This is a genomic window from Ruegeria sp. CH8 (assembly GCF_056536985.1).
In genome coordinates, this window is record NZ_JBQFQR010000012.1 from 108,631 (window position 1) to 127,115 (window position 18,485).

Genomic DNA, 18,485 nt, shown 5'->3' on the forward strand with positions numbered 1-18,485 from the left:
ACGCAAATCAGGAGGTGCAAATGGTTGGAAACATTCTTTTCGCTCTCGGCTTGGTCGTCTCACTAGGGATCGGGTTCGTCTATTTCCGGGATCTGGGCGACATCTCGCAGATGCTGTTGAAGGTCAAGCGCGAGAATATGGTGCGGTTTATCCGGAACGAATACCGTTTAATCGCTATTGGCTTAGGTGCCTTTGCCGTTGCAACGCTCGCGCATTTCCTGATGGGGGGAGGTCCGTTCTGGGTGTGGATCATTTCTGCGCTGCTAGTGCTTTTTCTATACGGCTTTCCCTATGTCTGGGTTCATCTGGGCCTGCGCAACCAGATGAACGATGCAGCCTTCTTTCCCATCAGCGAAGCGCAGAAGTATGTCGGCCCGACTGCACCGGTCATCGTGATTGAAAACAACGGCCACGCCCGCGCACACCCCGACGCGCAGATCATGCGCCCTCATCTGGCCGGGGATGTGGACGGGCTGGGCGGCGAGGACGTGGTCATGACCTATTGTGCAATGGCCAACCTCGGGCAGGGATACGCGCCACAGATTGAAGGCAAGCGGCTGGACCTTGAGGTTCTGGCCCAACACGGCAACAACCTGATCCTGCGCGACAATGAAACAGGTGAGCCGATCCAACACATCTATGGCTTCCGCGAAGCTGACCGCGCCGAGAACGCCGACGGTCCTGCCTGCCCTGTGAAACCCGAGGCCCAGATGAAACCCTGGCCGACCTACCGCATGACGTTTCGCGGGTTCCAAAAGGCTTTTCCCGACGGAGAGGTATTTCTGAACAAACCTTCCTCAAATCCATTGCTGCGGCTTCTGGATATGGTCACCGAGATCACCTTTGGCTGGGGGATCAGTCGTCAACATCAAGAAGATGCGCCAGTGATGGACAACATGGATCGCTCGGATGATCGACTGCCAAACAAGACCTATGTCTGGGGGATCACGATCGGCAAGGATTCCACCTGCTGGACGGATGATTTCGTCGTGGACAACGATTGGGTCGTTAACGCTAACGTCGGCGGGCGCGATGTCGTCGTCAGCCTGGACCCGAAATACGAGAGCCTCGGGGTCTGGTACAATGACAGTAGCCAACCGGTCACGCGCTGCGACTTCTGGGGAATGTCTGATCAGGGGCAACTACAACGGGTCGAGACGCTACGTGCAGGCGTGTTCTGGCACGTCTGGTCCGAGTTTTTCCCGGAGACAGACATCAACCGCGTAGGCGCGCGCGCGGAAAAATCTGGTACAGTAGCAGCATAACGCCGCTTCACACGGGCTGCAGGCCGGTCAGGACGGTGTCAATAAGGAGGGACAAGATGGCATTGAAACACGGCTTGAAAGGCGGCGCGATCGCTGCGGCCATGCTGGCATCGGCGACAACGACGGCCTCGGCGCAGCAATCCGGGTGGTCATATGAGGCTACGATTTATCTTTTTATGCCCGAGACCGAGACCAGTTTTGAAACCCCTGCGGGAAAGGTCGACGGAACGCTAAGCTTTTCGGATGCGCTGGAGAACCTCGACTTTGCCTTTATGGGCGCGCTAGCTGCAACCAATGGTCAATGGAGTGTGTTGGCGGACTATAACTATACCAACCTTTCCTTCGGAAATACCTTGGGCGGACCTGCGAATTCAGAACTGGAGACCTCGGTCAAGACGCAGTTTCTGACAGCCTTGCTAGGCTACCGGGTGCGCGATGATAAATCGGTAAAGGTTGATCTGGCAGGTGGTTTCAGATGGTACAGCACTGACACGGAATTTACCCTGACACCGGAAAGAGCCCCCTCGCGAACAAATACTGCCGACGACAGCTGGTTCGACCCGGTGGTCGGTGTCCGCGCCCGGTTTTCCCTGTCGGATTCGTGGACCAGCACCGCCTACGTGGATTACGGAGGCTTTCGCAGCGGCAGTCAGACCTGGTCGGTTTTGCTGACGGCAGACTACGCCATCAACGAAAGATGGGTACTGCGGGGTGGATACCGCTATATCTCGTTCGATCACGACATTAACGGTAGCGAATACAAATTCGATCAGTCCGGCCCACTATTCGGGGCGACCTACAGATTCTGAGTATTACTCGCTAGAGCTGTCAAACTAGTGCGACGCAAGCACCGCACCTGAGGGACAGGGCATGGTCCACACCAGCTCGAAGGGTTCGGGTCGGGCAAAGTTTGATGCAGTTCGGGTGCTTTCAAACACCTATGTACTTCTCAGAGATTTCAGATGTCAGCGCGGCCATTTCGCCAGCCCAGACGGTGCGGCCACGCTCCAGTACAACCGCCTTATCTGAAACCGCTGCCAGTTCCTTCAGCGATTTGTCGATCAGCAGGATTGCAACACTCGTTTCCTGCCGCAGAAGCTGGAGGGCGGCCCAGATTTCCTGCCGGACAATCGGGGCAAGGCCTTCGGTGGCCTCGTCCAGTATCAGCAGGCGCGGATTGGTCATCAGCGCCCGGCCAATCGCCAGCATTTGCTGTTCACCCCCTGACAGCGAGGCAGCCCGCTGGCCTTGCCGTTCTGCCAACCTTGGGAAAAGTTCGGCAACGCGGCGCAAGGTCCAGTCACCGGGACGCGCGGCCGCGATCAGGTTTTCGCGCACGGTGAGATCGGCGAAACAGCGGCGGCCTTCGGGCACCAGACCCACTCCCTTGCGGGCCACCTTATGGCTGGGTAGCGTGTGCATATCACGCCCGTCCAGCGTCAGCGTGCCTTCCGACCGGATCATCCGGCAAATGGCTTTCACTGTAGTGGTCTTGCCCATCCCGTTGCGCCCCATCAGGGCCGTTACCTCACCCTGAGCGATCTGAAGGTCCACACCGAACAGCGCCTGACTGTCGCCGTAGCTGGCGGTCAGGTTTTCAAGCCGCAGCAGGGTCATGCCTCATCCCCCAGATAAGCATCGCGCACCTCGCGGCTAGAGCGGATTTCGTCCGCCGTACCCGAGGCAATGACCTTGCCGTAGACCAGCACACTGATCCGATCAGCCAGGGCAAACACCGCATCCATGTCATGTTCCACCAGAAGAATGGGGGCTTCCTGCCGCAATCCATCCAAAAACCCGGTCAACCGTTTCGAGCCTTCGACGCCAAGCCCCGCCATCGGCTCATCCATGACGAAGGCTTTGGGCGACAGGGTTAGGGCCACTGCAACCTCCAACTGCCGCCGTTGGCCGTGGCTGAGATTGGCACAGCGTGTGTCGCGTTCATCGCTAAGACCCACGCGGTCCAATGCGGCCTCGGCCCGGTTGCGCAGTTCGGGGCACTTCAGCGCAGGTCGCCAGAACCGCCACGCCATGCGTTCCGCGCCCATCGCGCCCAGCACCACGTTTTCCAGCACCGAATCTTCCATGCACAACTGAGATATCTGGAAGGTTCGCGCCAGCCCGGCCTGCGCCCGCGCCTGCGTGCTAAAGCCTGAAACATCCTGACCGTTCATAAGTACTCGCCCGTAATCCGGCTGTAAGCCTCCACAAATCTGCTGGATCAGCGTCGATTTGCCTGCGCCATTCGGGCCGATGATGGCATGAATTTCTCCGGGCCTCAGATCGATGGAGACATCGTCGGTGGCCTTAAGCGCCCCGAAGCTCTTTTTCAGGTTCAGCGTAGCAAGAACGGGATCAGACATGCGCACCCTCTTTTCCGGTCAGCAGACCGATCAGCCCACCACGCGCGAACAGCACGATGCACAATAGGGCGACGCCCAGATAGACGTGCCAGAAATCGGTGAGTTCACCCAGAAAGTGTTCCAAAGCGACAAAGACGCAAGCCCCGATCACCGGCCCCATCAGGCGCCCAACCCCGCCGATAATGATCAACACGATCAGTTCTCCGGACAGCTGCCAACTGAACATCGAGGGCGAGACAAAGCGGTTCAGGTCGGCGAACAACGCCCCCGCCAGTCCGGTGATCGCGCCCGAGATTACGAAGGCCAGCAGTTTCAACCGCATCGGGTTCAGCCCCACGGTCTCGACCCGCGTGGCTGTCTGACGTGTGGCGTTCAGTGCCAGCCCAAAGGGTGAAGCCTGCAACCTCGCGAAAAGAAACAGAACGACGCAGAGTAGCGTGAAGCACACAGCGTAGAACTGGATCGGCACCAGCGTATTCAGCCCGGGAAAGCCATTGCGGACATAGATCGACAGACCATCCTCTCCGCCGTACTGGGCCCATGAGATCGCGAAGTAGAAGAACATCTGACCAAAGGCGAGCGTGATCATGATGAAATACACGCCCGAGGTGCGCAGCGACAACAACCCGATGAAGAACGCAACCAGCGCCGAAAGGATCATGGCCACTAACCAGATTATCGGCATGGACTTGGTGCCGTCAGTGGCAAACATCCCTAGATCAAGCGCGGTATAGGTCTGCGCGTGATAGGCGAGGATGCCCATCGCATAGCCTCCGATCCCAAAGAACACCGCGTGGCCAAAGCTGACCAAGCCGCCGATCCCGAGGATGATGTTCAGCCCAACCGCCGCCAACGCAAGGATCACCGCCCGCGTCACCAGAGTGATCGTGAACGGCTGATCCGCCAAGACCGCCCAAAGCGGCAGCGCCAGTAGACCCGCGATCACCAGCGCGTTCAGAAACCTCTCGTTCAGCTTCATGCGCGCGCTCCGAACAGACCGGTGGGTCGCCAGATCAGCACCAGCCCCATCAACACATAGATGCCCATCGAGGCCAGCGCCGAACCGGTTTTCTGCGCCGCGCCATTGTCCATGAACAACTTGAACAGCTCGGGCAGGAACACTCCGCCCAGCGTATCCGTCAGCCCGACCAGCAGCGCGCCGATGAAGGCCCCACGTACCGAGCCGATGCCACCGATCACGATGACCACAAAGGCCAGGATCAGCACCGGCTCACCCATCCCCACCTGAACCGACTGGATCGCGCCGACCAAGGCACCCGCCAAACCGGCCAGCGCTGCGCCCAGCGCAAAGACCAGCGTGTAGAGCTTCGAGATATCGACGCCCAGCGCTGCGATCATCTCGCGGTCATTCTCTCCGGCACGGATCTGGATACCCAGCCGGGTGCGTTCAATCAGTGCCCACAGCCCTACGGCCACGGCCAGCCCGATGCTGATCAGGGTCAGACGATAGAGCGGGTATTCTATGCCGCCGGGCAAGGTCACAGGCCCCGACAGCGCATCGGGAATGTCCAGAAATAGCGGAAAGGAACCGAAAACCCAGCGCGTGCCTTCAGAAAAGATCAGGATCAGCGCAAAGGTGGCCAGCACCTGATCCAGATGCGGCGCATTATACAGGCGTCGGATCACCACCATCTCGACAATCGCCCCGGCCAAGGCCGCAGCGGCGAGCGCGGCTACCAACGCCAGCAGGAAAGACCCCGTGGCTCCTGCCACGGCAGCGGCCGCAAAGGCCCCGACCATGTAAAGCGAGCCATGGGCTAGATTGATAAGCCCCATGACGCCGAAAATCAGCGTCAGGCCAGCCGCCATCAGGAACAGCATGACGCCGAACTGCAGCCCGTTGAGGATCTGCTCGATAATCAGGATCGAGGACATGGAAACTCCGGTGGTCTGCCCGCCCCGTCAACCGGGGCAGGCAGAAGGTAAGTTACATTTTACACTCGGCCGCGTAGGCGTCAGAGTGGTTTTCCAGCGCAACGCCGAGGATTTTGTTGGTGAAAACGTCACCTTCCTTGATCACTTCGCGGGCATAGATGGTCTGAACAGGGTGGTGGTTCGGGCCAAAGCTGAACTCACCGCGGGTGCTGTCGAACTCGGCCGCACGCAGGGCTTCGCGGAAGGCGTCCGCATCCGACGGGTCGGCCTTGTCCAGCGCAGACAGCAGCAGGTTGGCGGTGTCGAACCCTTGGCTGGCGTAAAGCGACGGTAGACGCCCGTATTCCGCCTGAAAACTCTCGACAAACGCAGCGTTGGTCGGATTATCGATATCCTTGTTCCATTGTGAGGTGTTCACCACACCCATTGCAGCATCGCCGACCGCCTGCAGGATACCCTGATCAAAGCTGAAGGCCGGGCCGACCACGGGCTTGTCGATGCCGCTGTCGGCATATTGTTTCAGGAAAGAAATCCCCATGCCGCCGGGCAGGAAGAAGAACACGCTATCCGCGTCGCTGGCCCGGATTTGCGCGATTTCGGCTGCGTAATCTGTCTGTCCCAACTCGGTATAGACCTCACCGGCCAGATCGCCCTCGAAGAAACGTTTATAACCGGTAAGAGCATCCACGCCCGCCGGATAGTTCGGGGCCAGGATGAAGCTGTTCTTGTAGCCCGCACCATTGGCATAGGCGCCTGCGGCCTCGTGCAGGTTGTCGTTCTGCCAAGCGACGTTGAAATAGTTCTGATGGCAGCCCTTCCCCGCCAAAGGCGACGGACCTGCGTTGGGCGACAGGTAGAACACGTTCTGGTTCACAGCAGCTGGCACAACCGCCATCGCAAGGTTGGACCAGATGATGCCGGTCATCACGTCGACACGTTCGGACTGGATCATCTTGTCGGACAGTTGCACGGCGATGTCCGGCTTGCGCTGGTCATCCTCGATCACGACCTCGATATCGTCACGGCCCGATTGCGCAATCGCCAGCATGAACCCGTCGCGCACGTCGATACCCAGACCGGCACCGCCACCAGACAGCGTGGTGATCATCCCGACCTTGACCTCGGCCAGAGCGCCGGTGGCGCACAGCGCGGAAACCGCAGCGGCAGCTAGAAACTTCTTCATCTTCATCTCCCTTCGCTGGTCTTTTCGACGCAACTTATGTCAGCCTTCACGGCGTTTAGTCTATTTCTTTGACTGAGCGGTCTTTTTCCGCCCAGTCAATCGTGCAAACAATCACCGATCACACCCTCGCCGTCGAGGGCGATTTCAACCTGAACCGCTGAATTTTCCCAAAAAGCGGCCCACCTCAGAAGGCGACGGTGATCATGTTCGCGTAATTGTCGGCGAGCAACTCTGCCTCCGTTCGATTGAACTTGACCGACGGCAAGGCCTACATGTCGACCTGGGCCGTCCCGTCGAAGAACTTTGCCAGATCGACGATCAGATGTACCTCATGGTCGCCGCCCGCGAAAACATCCCGCGGCAGCATGAATTCGACCTCGCGGGCGTCTTCCGAGAACCCCACATGATAGACCAGCGGCGAAACGTCATTCCCTTGTATCAGCGCGCCTTCGACGACCAAGATTTCACACCAGACCTTCCAGTTCCACGCCATCTGGCTCTTAGGATCTAATTTCCCCCGCGCCGCAATCGAAACAATTGCTGTAGGATCAACCCCGATCAGGAACTGAACGGTATCGACAGATTTCAGAGGCACTTCGGGCAAAGTGATCGAATGCGTCTTGTCCACATTGTAGAATGTGCAACAGGAGATAGCTGTCGGTCTCAACATAGGTTTCGTCTGCATGCCCCAAGAAAAGGTTGCTGATGTAGAAACTAAAGTCCCGAATCCTGAATTGCCCTTCCCCACTCGGATTTTCATAGACCAACTGATTGTAGATCAAAGGCGCCTCCCCCATTTGCGCGTGAAAATTCAGTGTGGCCGATATGGCTATCTGCTGCCCGAACGTCAGAAGGAACCACCCCGCGATCTGGACTATTGCAAACTATAAACCAGGGATCGGTTTCATCAGGAACCTCCATCAAACGGACCGGAAAATTGCGATTTGGCCGGGAACGCCTCGTCCGTCAGCGTGTGCAGAAAGGCGGTGAAGGTCTGCATTTCATCGGGCGTCATGTGCAGGCCGCCAGTATCCTGCCCCATCTCATCCGGGTGCTGGATCGGCAGCAGTGCCTGTTCCTCAAGCGATTTCGCGCGTCCGTCGGTGAAGGCCAGCGCCTGTACGTGGCAGGTGGCGCAGGACACCTGATTGTTGCCTGGCAGGATCGGGTCATAGAACAGGTGTCGGCCCTCCGCGAAGACCTCTTCCGTCAGTGGATTGTCGGGTGGCACGGCGAACCGACCGAACACAAACGGTGCCGGGAAATCAGAAATCGGCGTTGCCACCGGGGTCGCGCGTGCGATCCCAATTCTCCCACCCCGCCGCCGCAAGAACTGCAGCGACGAGAATCAGAAGCCCCTAGCGCATAAAGCCCCCCGCGCCGCTAGTGGTGGTGGACAAAGCCCGAGCCGAACAGGCCTTCCAGGTTTTCCACCCCTTTGTTGTAACGATCCTTGATGTTGACCGTCGCCAGACGCTTTCCGGTTTCAAGATCATGGACTGAGATCGTACGGCCGTTCAGACCGGCCATGAAATCCACATCCGTCGGATCGTTGTCCGCGCTGTTACCCAATTCAGAAGACTGTTTTGAACGGCAACCAAATCACGGCCCGAGGCCGAGGTGAAAAAAGATCATATGGTGCGCGCCCGGATCGGCCACGATATCCAGCCCGCTGGATACCAGTTCGGGCAAAGCTGCCAACTCGTAACCTTTCACTACAATGGGTAGAGCATGTGAGATGTGCAGCTTATCCTCGGCACCATAGAATTCCAGCGGCACTGCGGTTTCGTTGGCAACGCCGCTATAGATCACCTCGGCCTCACCAAACGTATTGGAGTCGGCATCATACGGCACTTTCCACGTCTCGAACCCGAACATGGTGTTGGCCAGAATGGCGGGCTCGGTATCCGGATGCATGTCGGGGCGTGCAAACAAAACCTCGACCGGAGAGGACGGGAAGTTTAGCGGCTTTTCCTTCTCGACCGTGATGTTTTCGATGGGCTCCCGCGTGTTCAAATCGATGATCGTCAGCACGTTGCCAACACCGGTGGCCAGATCCGGATACACCGTCGACGTCACCACCATGCTGTCACCAAAGGCTGAAATCCCGTGTGGAGACACGATGTAGGGTGCGCCTTTGCCGACCATCTGCCCCTGCGTATCCAAACAGTCAAAGCCGGAGAACACCGGGCCCCCGCCCTGGTCGCGGGAAAGCCCGACCTCGGCCAGACTGCAGGACGGATCAAGCCCCGTGGCATAAAATCGGCCGTTGGGGATGTAGTAGAGTTGGTGCAGCGGATGCTCCATCTCGGGCTGTTCCACTTCGCTGAGGATCTCTCCAAACTGCTACGATTCCGGGTCCTGTTCGATGAGAGCGATGCTGTGGCTGGTGGCCAGAATCGGCAGCTTGCGCAACAGCACCATTCCCTGGCTTCCCTCGCGATCCTGTAACAGTGCCGAAGACAGGCCCGCCAGTATCAGGCCCGCGCCGATCAGAATGCAATGTGTGAAATGACTGAGTTTCGTGACTTACCCCCTTGTGATGAAATTTCGAAACATTTCTGAGTGAGATGCGCCTCAGCTACCGGCATCTCATATTCAGAGAATTGCACCAAACTGCCGCGCGCCTAGAAAGAAGTGTTGACGGATGCGCATTTTGTGACTCAATCTTGTTGTCATCAGACGACGGGGAACTGAAGCTGTGACAGCCAACTTTCGACAACCGATGATGCGTCGCGAAACCGGGTGCGATCTGGTCGCCTGACCCGCGGGGAACAGTCCGTTTTCACCTGACCCGCCTTCGGGTCTGTTCCACCTTTTCAGGCTGATACCCCTATGAATCAAACAGTTGGATTGCGCATGGCAATCGACATCGGCGGTACGTTCACCGATACCGTCCTGCTGGACAGCGCATCTCAGGTGGTGGCGACCACCAAAACCCCCACCACGCCACATCGACCCGCCCTTGGCGCGGTTGCGGGCGCCACGCATGTGCTAGAGACCGCTGGCGCCGACTGGCGTCAGGTGACCGGATTCATCCATGGCACCACGCTGGCCACCAATGCCCTGATCGAACGCCGCGGAGCCGTGACGGCTACGATCACCACGCGTGGATTCCGCGATATTCTCGAAATCGCGTATGAGCGGCGCTATAGCCAGTATTCCATCGATCTGGTCAAACCCGACCTGATCGTACCGCGCACCCGGTCGCTGACCATAGGCGGGCGCATGGATGCCAGCGGGCAAGAGCTGGAGCCACTGGATGAGGCTGGTATCGGCCCATTGGTGGCCGACCTGCGGGAGCTTGGGGTCGAGGCCGTCGCCGTCTGCCTCCTGCACGCTTATGCCAACCCGGCACATGAGCTGACACTGCGCGACCTGCTGGCGCGCCATATACCGGATTTGGTCATCTCGCTCAGCCACGAGGTCAGCCCCGAAGCGCGCGAGTTCGACCGGCTCTGCACCACGATTGCCAACGCCTATGTGCAGCCGTTGATGGCTGGGTATCTGCAGGATTTTGAGGCCCGGTTCCGGCAGATGGGGCTGGCCTGCCCGATCCTGATGATGACGGCAGGCGGCGGCATGACCACGCTGGACACCGCCGCCCGATTGCCGATCCGTTTGGTGGAATCCGGCCCGGCCGGGGGGGCCGTACTGGCCGCACGCATCGCCGAAGCCACAGGCGAGACCGAGGTGTTGTCCTTTGACATGGGCGGCACCACCGCCAAGCTGTGCCTGATTGACGACTATCGCCCCCAAACCGCGCGCAAGTTTGAAATTTCGCGGGCGGAACGTTTCATCAAGGGCTCGGGGATGCCGGTGCGTATTCCGGTGATCGAGATGATCGAGATCGGAGCGGGTGGCGGCTCAATCGCCAGCGTCGATCGCCTTGGGCGCATTCAGGTCGGACCACACAGCGCAGGATCAGATCCCGGCCCTGCCGCCTTTGGCAAGGGCGGCGACAAGCCGACGGTTACCGATGCTGACCTGACGCTGGGCCTGATCGAACCGGGGCGATTTGCCGAAGGGCGGCTACGGATCGATCCGGATGCAGCGCAACAGGCGATGGCACGGGATGTGAGCGACCCCCTTGGCCTCAACCCGGATCAAGGCGCCTTTGCAGTCAGTGAAATTGTCGACGAAAGCATGGCCAGCGCAGGCCGGATGCACGCGGTCGAATCCGGCAAGGACCTCAGCAACCGGTTGATGATCGCCTTCGGAGGTAACGGACCTTTGCACGCCACCCGGGTGGCCCGACGTGCCCAGATGCGGCGGGTGCTGATCCCGCGCGATCCGGGGGTGGGCTCGGCAGTTGGCTTCCTGTTTGCGCCCGTGTCTTACGAGGTCATCCGATCACGCTATGCCCGGCTGGACAGTCTGAACATCGACGGGTTGAACCACTTCTTTGGCGCCATGCAGGCCGAGGCCGAACAAGTCGTCCGCGCCGGTGCCCCCAAAGGTACACTACTACAACGCCGGATCGCCTATATGCGGTATCACGGGCAAGGGCACGAGATCGAAATCCGCTTGCCCGACCGGGATTTGGCTGCCTCGGACCTCACTGCATTGCGAGAGGCCTTTGAAACGGAATACAGCCGTCAGTTCAGCCGGATCGTGCCCGGCATGACCATCGAAATCCTGAACTGGGGGCTGTCCGTTTCTTCCCCCGCCCCCGCACATGAGCCCTATCCTGACACCCCGACGGAACACATCGCCGGGGCAACCGAACACCGGCAGATCCTATGCGACGTCACCGGGGCGTGGCGCCCAGCTGGCGTGTTCAACCGCGGTGATCTGACGCCCGGAGCGGCCCTCAAAGGCCCGGCACTGATCGTTGAAGCCCAAACAACCACTTTCGTCAGTGCTGATTTCAGCGCCACCGTCGACGGCCAGGGCAATATCTGGCTGACCCGGCAAGAGGAGGACAAAGCATGATCCAGTCAGATACACGCCTACAGGTGATGTGGAACCGGCTTTTGGCCGTGGTTGAGGAGCAGGGACAAGCGCTGATCCGCGCCGCCTTTAGCCCGATTGTGCGTGAATGTGGCGATATCTCGGCCGGGATTTTCGACGCACAAGGCCGGATGCTGGCGCAAGCCGTGACCGGCACGCCCGGTCATATCAACACCATGGCCGAGGCGGTCAAAACCCTGTGTGCGCGTTTTGCCCAAAGCGAGATGAAACCCGGCGATATCTACATGACCAACGATCCATGGATCGCATCGGGGCACCTGAATGACTTTCTGCTGATGATGCCGGTGTTCTATCAGGACACGGTGATCGGTTACACTGCCTGCACCTCGCATCTGGTCGATCTGGGTGGGCTGGGCATGGGTCCCGAAGGGTCGGATATCTATGACGAAGGCCTGCTGATCCCGCCCTGCAAGCTGGTCAGTCAGGGCGAAGTGAATACGCTGCTTCTGGACATCGTCAAAGCCAACTCGCGCGAGCCTATCGCCAATGAGGGCGACATCTACGCCCTGATTGCCTCTTGCGAAGCCGGATCAACGCGGCTGGTGCAGATGATGCAGGAATTCGGTCTCACCAATCTGAATACGCTGTCGGATTACATCATCGACACCTCTCGGCGCGGTACGCTGGACGCCATCGCGACCCTGCCCAAGGGCACGTGGCACCATGTGCTGAAGGTTGATGGCTACGACGACGAAATCGAACTGCGCGCCGCCCTCACCATTGCAGACGACCATCTGCTGTTGGATTTCGACGGCACTGCGGGTTGCGTCGGCAAAGGGATCAACGTGCCGCTGAACTATGCCACGGCCTATTCCGTATTTGCCCTGCGCTGCATCATCGGGGCGGATATCCCGAACAATGCAGGCTCGCTCGACCCATTCCGGGTGACCGGCCCAGAGGGCTGTATCCTGAACGCGCAGCCCCCGGCCCCGGTCGCGATGCGGCACACGCTGGGACAGATGACACCTGATCTGGTCTATGGTTGCCTGTCTCAGGCTCTGCCCGACAAGGTCCCGGCCGAAGGGGCTTCGTGTATGTACGATCTGCCTCTGCGCCACGCGCCCGAGGCGGTTGACCGCGGCGATGACCTCTTTGCCTTGGAACTGGTCTTCAACGGCGGCACTGGCGCCCGCCCTCAGTTGGACGGCCTGTCGGCTACAGCCTTTCCCAGCGGTGTCTGGGGCAGTCAGGTAGAGACCACCGAAGCCGTCGCACCAGTGCTGTTTCACCGCCGAGAGCTGCGGGCAGATTCCGGCGGTGCCGGGCGTCTGCGGGGTGGGCTTGGACAGCAAATTGAACTCAGCGCATCCAAGGATCAGGACCTTATGCTGTTCCTGTCGGTTGAGCGGATCAAGAACCCCGCCTGCGGTCGGGACGGTGGCTTGGACGGCGCGCCCGGACGCATCACCGTGCAGCCCGGCAACCGACAACTTCCCGGCAAAGGAGAGGTTCGGATCAAGGCCGGTGAAACGCTGATGTTCGAAACGCCTGGTGGGGGCGGGTTCGGTCGACCTGAGGAACGCTCGGAAAACGCGGTGCAGAACGACCTTCGCGCAGGCTTAATCAGTCAAGGCATGGCCCGGACCCAATACCGGAGGCAGACATGACCTACCCACACCCACATATCGCGCGCATGTCGCCCTATGCGCTGGCCGACCTTGCCGCACCCGAGGGCAAAACCCTGATCTCATTATCCCAGAACGAAAGTCTGCGCCCGCCCAGCCCCAAAGCACTTGAGGCAGCGGCACAGGCCATGGGGACGTCGATGCTCTATCCCGATCCTGATTGGACGGACCTGCGAAACGCTCTGGCGGACCTGCACGGGATTGATGCGGATGGGATTTTGTGCGGCAACGGATCGCTTGATCTGATCGGTTGCCTTGCCCGCGTGTTTTCGGGGCCGGAGCGGGCGGTGCTGGCCCCGGTCCATGCCTATCCTTTCTTTCAGACGGCAGCGTGCATGGCCAATGCGAGGTTCGATACTGCCCAGGAAGTGGATGTCACCGTCAGTGTCGATAGCTTGCTAGCAGCGGTCCGACCGGACACCGGGATTATCTTTGTCGCGAACCCGGGCAATCCGACCGGAACGCGCATCCCAAAGTCCGAACTCATACGTTTGCGGCAAGGGCTGCCACCCGACATCCTGCTGGTGATCGACGAAGCCTATGGTGAGTTCTCAGACCATCTGGGCGCGCGGTGTTTTGATATGGTTGCCGAGGGCAACACGGTCGTGCTGCGGACGTTTTCGAAGGCGTACGGCATGGCCGGGTTTCGCGTCGGTTGGGGGTTGTTCCCGCCGGGCATTGCCGAAGAACTACGCAAGGTGATGAACCCGAACAACATCCCTGCCAGCGCCCAAATCGCCGCCGCAGAAGCGGTGCGGGACGACGCCTATATGCGTGAGACTTGTGAGATGACGGCTGCTCTGCGCGATCAGGCGGCGACCGCGTTAAAGGACGCAGGCTTCGCCTCCTACCCCAGTTTCACCAATTTCCTGTTGTTGAACATGGGCGGCGCCAAGACTGCGGCAAGCGCAGACCAAAAACTGCGATCCGAGGGCGTCTTCCTGCGCCCGCAGGGCGGCGCGGGTCTACCGCATACCCTGCGCATGACCGTTGGGCCGCAGGGCGCAGCGGAAACAGCAATAGAAATCCTGACGCAATGGAAACAGGAGAGTCAGCCATGAGCACGTCCAGAGGTCGCGCAAAGTTCGGGGTTCTTGTCCCCTTTACCAACACCAATCTGGAACCCGATCTGGCGATGATGGCCCCTCCGGGCATTTCGTTGCACGTGGCCCGGATGGGTGGATATGACGAAGATGAAATCCCTGACGAGGCCCAGATGCACGATCTGGGGGCCGCCGATCTGGACGAGCCCCTACGCCTGTTGATGGGTGCAAAGCCGGATGTCGTCCTCTACGGATGTACCTCGGCCACCCTGACCCATGGTCCCGAGTTTGACCGTGAACTGGCCACACGGATCAGCGCCGCAAGCGGAGCCAAAACAGTCACTGCGGCAGGGGCATTAGGTCATGCTCTGGCCACGCTCGGCGCTAGGCGCATCGGGTTCGCTTCGCCTTATGTTCCGGCGATCAACGATATGGCGATTGGCTTTCTGGCCAAGCTGGGATTTGAGACCATTCAGCGCTCCGAGGTGACCGAAGCATTGGACAACGAAGGTCAAGGCGCGTTAGACCCCGAGGCGGTTTTTGAACTGGGCCACGCGGCGGATCACCCCGAGGCAGACGCGTTGGTCCTGTCCTGCACCGACATGCGCAGTATCGAGGCTCTGGCCCGATTGGAGGAAGCGGTCGGCAAACCGGTGATCAGTTCAAATCAGGCAATGCTGTTTCAGGCGTTGCAGCTGTTGGATATCAAAGAACCCGTCTCAGGGTTCGGGCAGCTATTGGAACATTCGCAGTGAAACCTCTCCAAACGCGCGAATATTGTGTTCCCTATCCGCGCCTTGAATTCCTCAGGCCTGAACGGCCTTCATGAACCGGTCGCGGATCACCACCGGGTCCTTCGTGATCGGCGGCATCTTGGCGTTTCCGCTTTCACATTTGCTGACGATGATTGTCATCCGCTTAGCATCCAGCGCTTCTTGCAGTACGCGACCGGTGTCCTCGGCGGGGCATTCGATCACGCGGTCACAGCCCGCCGCCTCGGCCATTTTCGCCAGCGAAGTCTTCCGCCCCGCGTAGGTCGGCTGATCCCCGGTCGACCCGTAAGAGCCGTTGTCGATGATCAGCAGGATATAGTTATCAGCCACATTGTTCGCGATGGTCGGCAGGGTGCCCAAATTGGTCAGCACAGACCCGTCCCCATCAATCACGATGACCGGTTTCGGCTGCGACAGCGCCAGCCCAAGCCCGATCGACGAGGCCAGCCCCATCGTGCCCAGCATATAGAAATTGGTGGGCTGGTCGTCGATCGTGTGTAGCTCTTGGCTGGGGATGCCAATGTTACAGACGACCAGTTGATCACGCAGAATCGGGGCTATTTCCTTCAGGATTTCGGAACGGATCATTGGTCGCCATAGCCTCCCCAGAAATTGGCGTCGGTCAGGATGGCGACCGGCTTGTTGCACATGAAGGTGTATTTCAGGATCGCGTCCAGCTCGGCCACATCCGACTGATGGTGAAAGTGGTATGTCGGGATATTCAGCTGCGCAAGCAGGGCCTTGGTATGCACGGCCATTTCCACCTGACAGGCGATGGGTTCGCGCAGCTCTCCGCGATAGGAAATCAGCATGGGCAGCGGCATTCTGTAATACTGGATCAGCGTAGTCAGCGTGTTGATCGTTACGCCGATGGCCGTGTTCTGCATGATGATGGCGGGACGCTTGCCGCCCATCCATGCGCCCGCGCAAAGGCCCATGCCCTCGTCTTCCTTGTTCGAGGGGATGTGATAAATACCGTCGCGCTGGTCGATTTCTTCGATGACCCCGGCCAACTGCTTGCACGGCACTGTGGTGACAAACGAGATATCGTTTGCGACCAGATCATCCGTGATCTTCTTGTCTATGTTCATATCCGGTCTGTCCGTCCTGCTTGGGGCGCCGGGAGCGCGATTGTTGATTCAGATCCTTCGATGCACATGCACGGCGCATCCGGCATGGCGGACCACACGCGACGCGGTCGAGCCCAGGAAATAATCGCTGAGGCCAGGCTTGTGCGAACCGATGACGATGCAGTCGAAGTCATTGTTGTTGGCGTAGTCGATAATGGTCCGGGCGGTGTGGCCCTTGACGATTTCGGGCTGGATGCCCTCCAACTCCTCGGTCTTTTCACGCAGCAGGCTGGCAGCCGCGCGAAACCCATCGGCCACGGCGTCCTTGTCCAGATAAGCACTGACCGAGCCTTGCGGCATTTCATACACATGCAGCGCAACAATTTCGCTATCCTCTGCCGATAACGCCCGGGCAACTTCCAGCGTGTGCTGTGAAATGCCATGGTCCAGCGCCATTGGAACAAGAATTTTCTTATACATGAATCCCTCCGTTTCTGCCGGGCCATGGCCCACAGACGGCCGTCAAAATGACCTGCGCGGTCTGCCGGATATCCTCGGCCGTAAATATATACGGTGCCGAAAAAAGTGATTTCCTGCAAGGCAATGCGCATTTCCAGCTCTGAGGCACTGGCGTGGACGGATCGAAGGGCATTCGTTGTTCAACCATCCGCGTGCAGATCAAACTGCTCGTCGGGAAAGTATTTGGCCAGACGCACATCCGCCGCTCGGGCGTGGCCTTCCATCCCCTCAAGCCGGGAAATGCGGGCGGTGGCGACGGCGACAGGCTTCGATCCTTCGCGCGTGGCTCGCTGCCAGGTGACGATCTTCATGTATTTATGGACGCTTAGCCCCCCGGTATAGCTGGCCGCGCCCGAGGTCGGCAGTACGTGGTTGGTGCCGGTGGCCTTGTCGCCGTAAGACACGGTTGTTTCCTCACCCAGAAACAGCGACCCATAACAGGTCAGCCGGCCCAGCCACCAATCCAGGTCCTCAGCCTGAACGGTCAGATGCTCGGGGGCGTATTCATCCGAACAGGTGGCCATTTCCTCACGATCCGAACAGACGATCACCTCGGCATAATCGCGCCACGCGGCGGCGGCGTTTTCGCGGTTCAGTTCGGGCAGATCGTCGATGAGCACCGGCACCAGTTCCAAAACCTTCCGCGCCAATTCACTGTCATCCGTCACCAACCAGACAGGCGAATTGTACCCATGCTCGGCCTGACTGACCAAGTCAGTGGCCACCACATGCGCATCCGCGCTGCTGTCGGCGAGAATCAGGCTGTCGGTAGGGCCTGCGATCATGTCGATGCCAACTTTGCCATAGAGAATACGCTTGGCCTCAGCGACGAACTGATTGCCCGGCCCCACAAGGATATTGGCCCGCGGCAGGCCGAACAGCCCATAGGTCATCGCGGCCACGCCCTGCACACCGCCCATGGCCAGAATGCTGTCCGCCCCACAGATATGGGCAGCATAGACAATCGCGGGCGCAACGCCCTCACCCGGACGCGGTGGAGAACAGGCGGTGATGTGACGGCATCCGGCGACCTTGGCCGTAGTGACGGTCATAATCGCACTGGCGATGTGGCTATAGCGACCACCGGGCACATAGCAGCCCGCCGCATCCACCGGGATCGCTTTTTGACCAGCAACGAACCCCGGAACGATTTCGGTCTGTACATCGGCCACGGTGGCCTTCTGCGTTTCGGCAAAGCGGCGCACGTTATCGTGGGCAAAGCGGATATCGGTCTTCAGCTTCTCCGGGAGCCGCGCGATGGCGGCGTCGATCTCGTCCTGTGTCATCAGGACGTTGCCGTCGAACTTGTCGAATTTGGCTGCGTATTCTAGCGCCTTGGCATCGCCGCCCACCTCAATATCGGCAAGGATAGTCCTGACCGTATCATGCACTTCGGAGGCATGGGATTGCGCCGTCAAAGTCGCTTTCTTTAAATAGTCACGAGGCATGGTTTCGGATCCTATTCTCTGGCCTTTTCCCGGAATCGGCCCACTCAGTTTTGTAAGTGCATACACCCAAAATGCAAGAGCTTACATTTCCACTTTTCTTAATAATAACTTGATCTTAGACTTATTGACAAAAGCAAATCTCAGGTTTGAAAATGTCGAAACTTTGCCCCACCCCCACTCTGGCTGATGTCGCCAAACTGGCAGGCGTTTCGACGGCAACCGTGTCGCGATGGCCGGGCCGGCAAACCGCGTGATCGGGCTGGGCCACCAACGGATCGGAGTGATTTCCGGCATCACCACGGGTAACGATAGGGCACACCTACGGT

Annotated in this window: 21 protein-coding genes; 7 read left to right on the plus strand and 14 right to left on the minus strand. The window is 59.3% G+C overall.

The window, feature by feature from the left end:
• The first annotated feature begins 20 nt into the window (after window positions 1-20).
• A complete protein-coding gene (locus ACR0ER_RS14880; RefSeq protein WP_480769607.1) occupies window positions 21-1,265 on the plus strand; it encodes a DUF3179 domain-containing (seleno)protein in 1,245 nt (414 codons plus the stop codon).
• A gap of 56 nt (window positions 1,266-1,321) precedes the next feature.
• On the plus strand, window positions 1,322-2,074 hold the full coding sequence (locus ACR0ER_RS14885; RefSeq protein WP_480769608.1) for a porin family protein: 753 nt from the start codon (window positions 1,322-1,324) through the stop codon (window positions 2,072-2,074).
• Between the two features lie 121 nt (window positions 2,075-2,195).
• On the opposite strand, the gene ACR0ER_RS14890 is transcribed toward ACR0ER_RS14885, so the two are convergent.
• From ACR0ER_RS14890 to ACR0ER_RS14935, 10 genes are all read right to left on the minus strand, one after another.
• Window positions 2,196-2,882 (minus strand): ABC transporter ATP-binding protein, encoded by a 687-nt coding sequence (locus tag ACR0ER_RS14890; protein WP_480769609.1) that lies wholly within the window; start codon window positions 2,880-2,882, stop codon window positions 2,196-2,198.
• Window positions 2,879-3,628 carry an ABC transporter ATP-binding protein gene (locus tag ACR0ER_RS14895; protein ID WP_480769610.1) on the minus strand — a complete coding sequence of 250 codons (750 nt, stop codon included), beginning with the start codon at window positions 3,626-3,628 and terminating at the stop codon, window positions 2,879-2,881. The genes ACR0ER_RS14890 and ACR0ER_RS14895 overlap by 4 nt, the downstream gene beginning before the upstream one ends.
• Complete coding sequence (locus ACR0ER_RS14900; RefSeq protein WP_480769611.1) at window positions 3,621-4,607, minus strand: branched-chain amino acid ABC transporter permease; 987 nt, start codon at window positions 4,605-4,607, stop codon at window positions 3,621-3,623. The genes ACR0ER_RS14895 and ACR0ER_RS14900 overlap by 8 nt, the downstream gene beginning before the upstream one ends.
• Window positions 4,604-5,524 (minus strand): branched-chain amino acid ABC transporter permease, encoded by a 921-nt coding sequence (locus tag ACR0ER_RS14905; RefSeq protein WP_480769612.1) that lies wholly within the window; start codon window positions 5,522-5,524, stop codon window positions 4,604-4,606. Before ACR0ER_RS14905 ends, ACR0ER_RS14900 begins: the two co-directional genes overlap by 4 nt.
• A gap of 52 nt (window positions 5,525-5,576) precedes the next feature.
• Window positions 5,577-6,707: an ABC transporter substrate-binding protein gene (locus ACR0ER_RS14910; protein ID WP_480769613.1), complete on the minus strand. Its 1,131-nt coding sequence runs from the start codon at window positions 6,705-6,707 to the stop codon at window positions 5,577-5,579.
• Between the two features lie 268 nt (window positions 6,708-6,975).
• Entirely contained in the window at window positions 6,976-7,374 is a 399-nt protein-coding gene (locus tag ACR0ER_RS14915) for an MbnP family protein (protein WP_480769657.1), read from the minus strand.
• Window positions 7,256-7,504 (minus strand): hypothetical protein, encoded by a 249-nt coding sequence (locus ACR0ER_RS14920; protein ID WP_480769614.1) that lies wholly within the window; start codon window positions 7,502-7,504, stop codon window positions 7,256-7,258. Before ACR0ER_RS14920 ends, ACR0ER_RS14915 begins: the two co-directional genes overlap by 119 nt.
• A 110-nt stretch (window positions 7,505-7,614) precedes the next feature.
• Entirely contained in the window at window positions 7,615-7,992 is a 378-nt protein-coding gene (locus ACR0ER_RS14925; protein WP_480769615.1) for a cytochrome-c peroxidase, read from the minus strand.
• Window positions 7,993-8,090: 98 nt separating this feature from the next.
• Window positions 8,091-8,279 (minus strand): hypothetical protein, encoded by a 189-nt coding sequence (locus ACR0ER_RS14930; protein ID WP_174823077.1) that lies wholly within the window; start codon window positions 8,277-8,279, stop codon window positions 8,091-8,093.
• 30 nt (window positions 8,280-8,309) lie between these two features.
• A complete protein-coding gene (locus tag ACR0ER_RS14935; RefSeq protein WP_480769616.1) occupies window positions 8,310-9,029 on the minus strand; it encodes a hypothetical protein in 720 nt (239 codons plus the stop codon).
• A gap of 537 nt (window positions 9,030-9,566) precedes the next feature.
• Between ACR0ER_RS14935 and ACR0ER_RS14940 the strand changes: the two genes are divergently transcribed.
• The 4 genes from ACR0ER_RS14940 to ACR0ER_RS14955 are packed head-to-tail and all read left to right on the plus strand — an operon-like array spanning window position 9,567 to window position 15,104.
• On the plus strand, window positions 9,567-11,642 hold the full coding sequence (locus tag ACR0ER_RS14940; RefSeq protein WP_480769617.1) for a hydantoinase/oxoprolinase family protein: 2,076 nt from the start codon (window positions 9,567-9,569) through the stop codon (window positions 11,640-11,642).
• A complete protein-coding gene (locus ACR0ER_RS14945) occupies window positions 11,639-13,288 on the plus strand; it encodes a hydantoinase B/oxoprolinase family protein (protein ID WP_480769618.1) in 1,650 nt (549 codons plus the stop codon). Before ACR0ER_RS14940 ends, ACR0ER_RS14945 begins: the two co-directional genes overlap by 4 nt.
• Window positions 13,285-14,367: a pyridoxal phosphate-dependent aminotransferase gene (locus tag ACR0ER_RS14950; RefSeq protein WP_480769619.1), complete on the plus strand. Its 1,083-nt coding sequence runs from the start codon at window positions 13,285-13,287 to the stop codon at window positions 14,365-14,367. The genes ACR0ER_RS14945 and ACR0ER_RS14950 overlap by 4 nt, the downstream gene beginning before the upstream one ends.
• Window positions 14,364-15,104: a maleate cis-trans isomerase family protein gene (locus tag ACR0ER_RS14955; protein WP_480769620.1), complete on the plus strand. Its 741-nt coding sequence runs from the start codon at window positions 14,364-14,366 to the stop codon at window positions 15,102-15,104. The genes ACR0ER_RS14950 and ACR0ER_RS14955 overlap by 4 nt, the downstream gene beginning before the upstream one ends.
• 51 nt (window positions 15,105-15,155) lie before the next feature.
• Here the strand turns inward: ACR0ER_RS14955 and comE are convergent, their stop codons facing one another.
• From comE to hisD, 4 genes are all read right to left on the minus strand, one after another.
• Window positions 15,156-15,710: a sulfopyruvate decarboxylase subunit beta gene (gene comE / locus ACR0ER_RS14960; protein ID WP_480769621.1), complete on the minus strand. Its 555-nt coding sequence runs from the start codon at window positions 15,708-15,710 to the stop codon at window positions 15,156-15,158.
• On the minus strand, window positions 15,707-16,213 hold the full coding sequence (gene comD / locus ACR0ER_RS14965; RefSeq protein WP_480769622.1) for a sulfopyruvate decarboxylase subunit alpha: 507 nt from the start codon (window positions 16,211-16,213) through the stop codon (window positions 15,707-15,709). The genes comE and comD overlap by 4 nt, the downstream gene beginning before the upstream one ends.
• Before the next feature lie 48 nt (window positions 16,214-16,261).
• Window positions 16,262-16,672, minus strand: a complete 411-nt coding sequence (locus ACR0ER_RS14970) for a universal stress protein (RefSeq protein ID WP_170333935.1) — start codon at window positions 16,670-16,672, stop codon at window positions 16,262-16,264.
• Between the two features lie 179 nt (window positions 16,673-16,851).
• Window positions 16,852-18,159: a histidinol dehydrogenase gene (gene hisD / locus ACR0ER_RS14975; RefSeq protein ID WP_480769623.1), complete on the minus strand. Its 1,308-nt coding sequence runs from the start codon at window positions 18,157-18,159 to the stop codon at window positions 16,852-16,854.
• 152 nt (window positions 18,160-18,311) lie between these two features.
• Here hisD and ACR0ER_RS14980 point away from each other — a divergent pair, with 152 nt between their 5' ends.
• A complete protein-coding gene (locus ACR0ER_RS14980; RefSeq protein WP_480769624.1) occupies window positions 18,312-18,413 on the plus strand; it encodes a LacI family DNA-binding transcriptional regulator in 102 nt (33 codons plus the stop codon).
• Window positions 18,414-18,485: the final 72 nt, after the last annotated feature.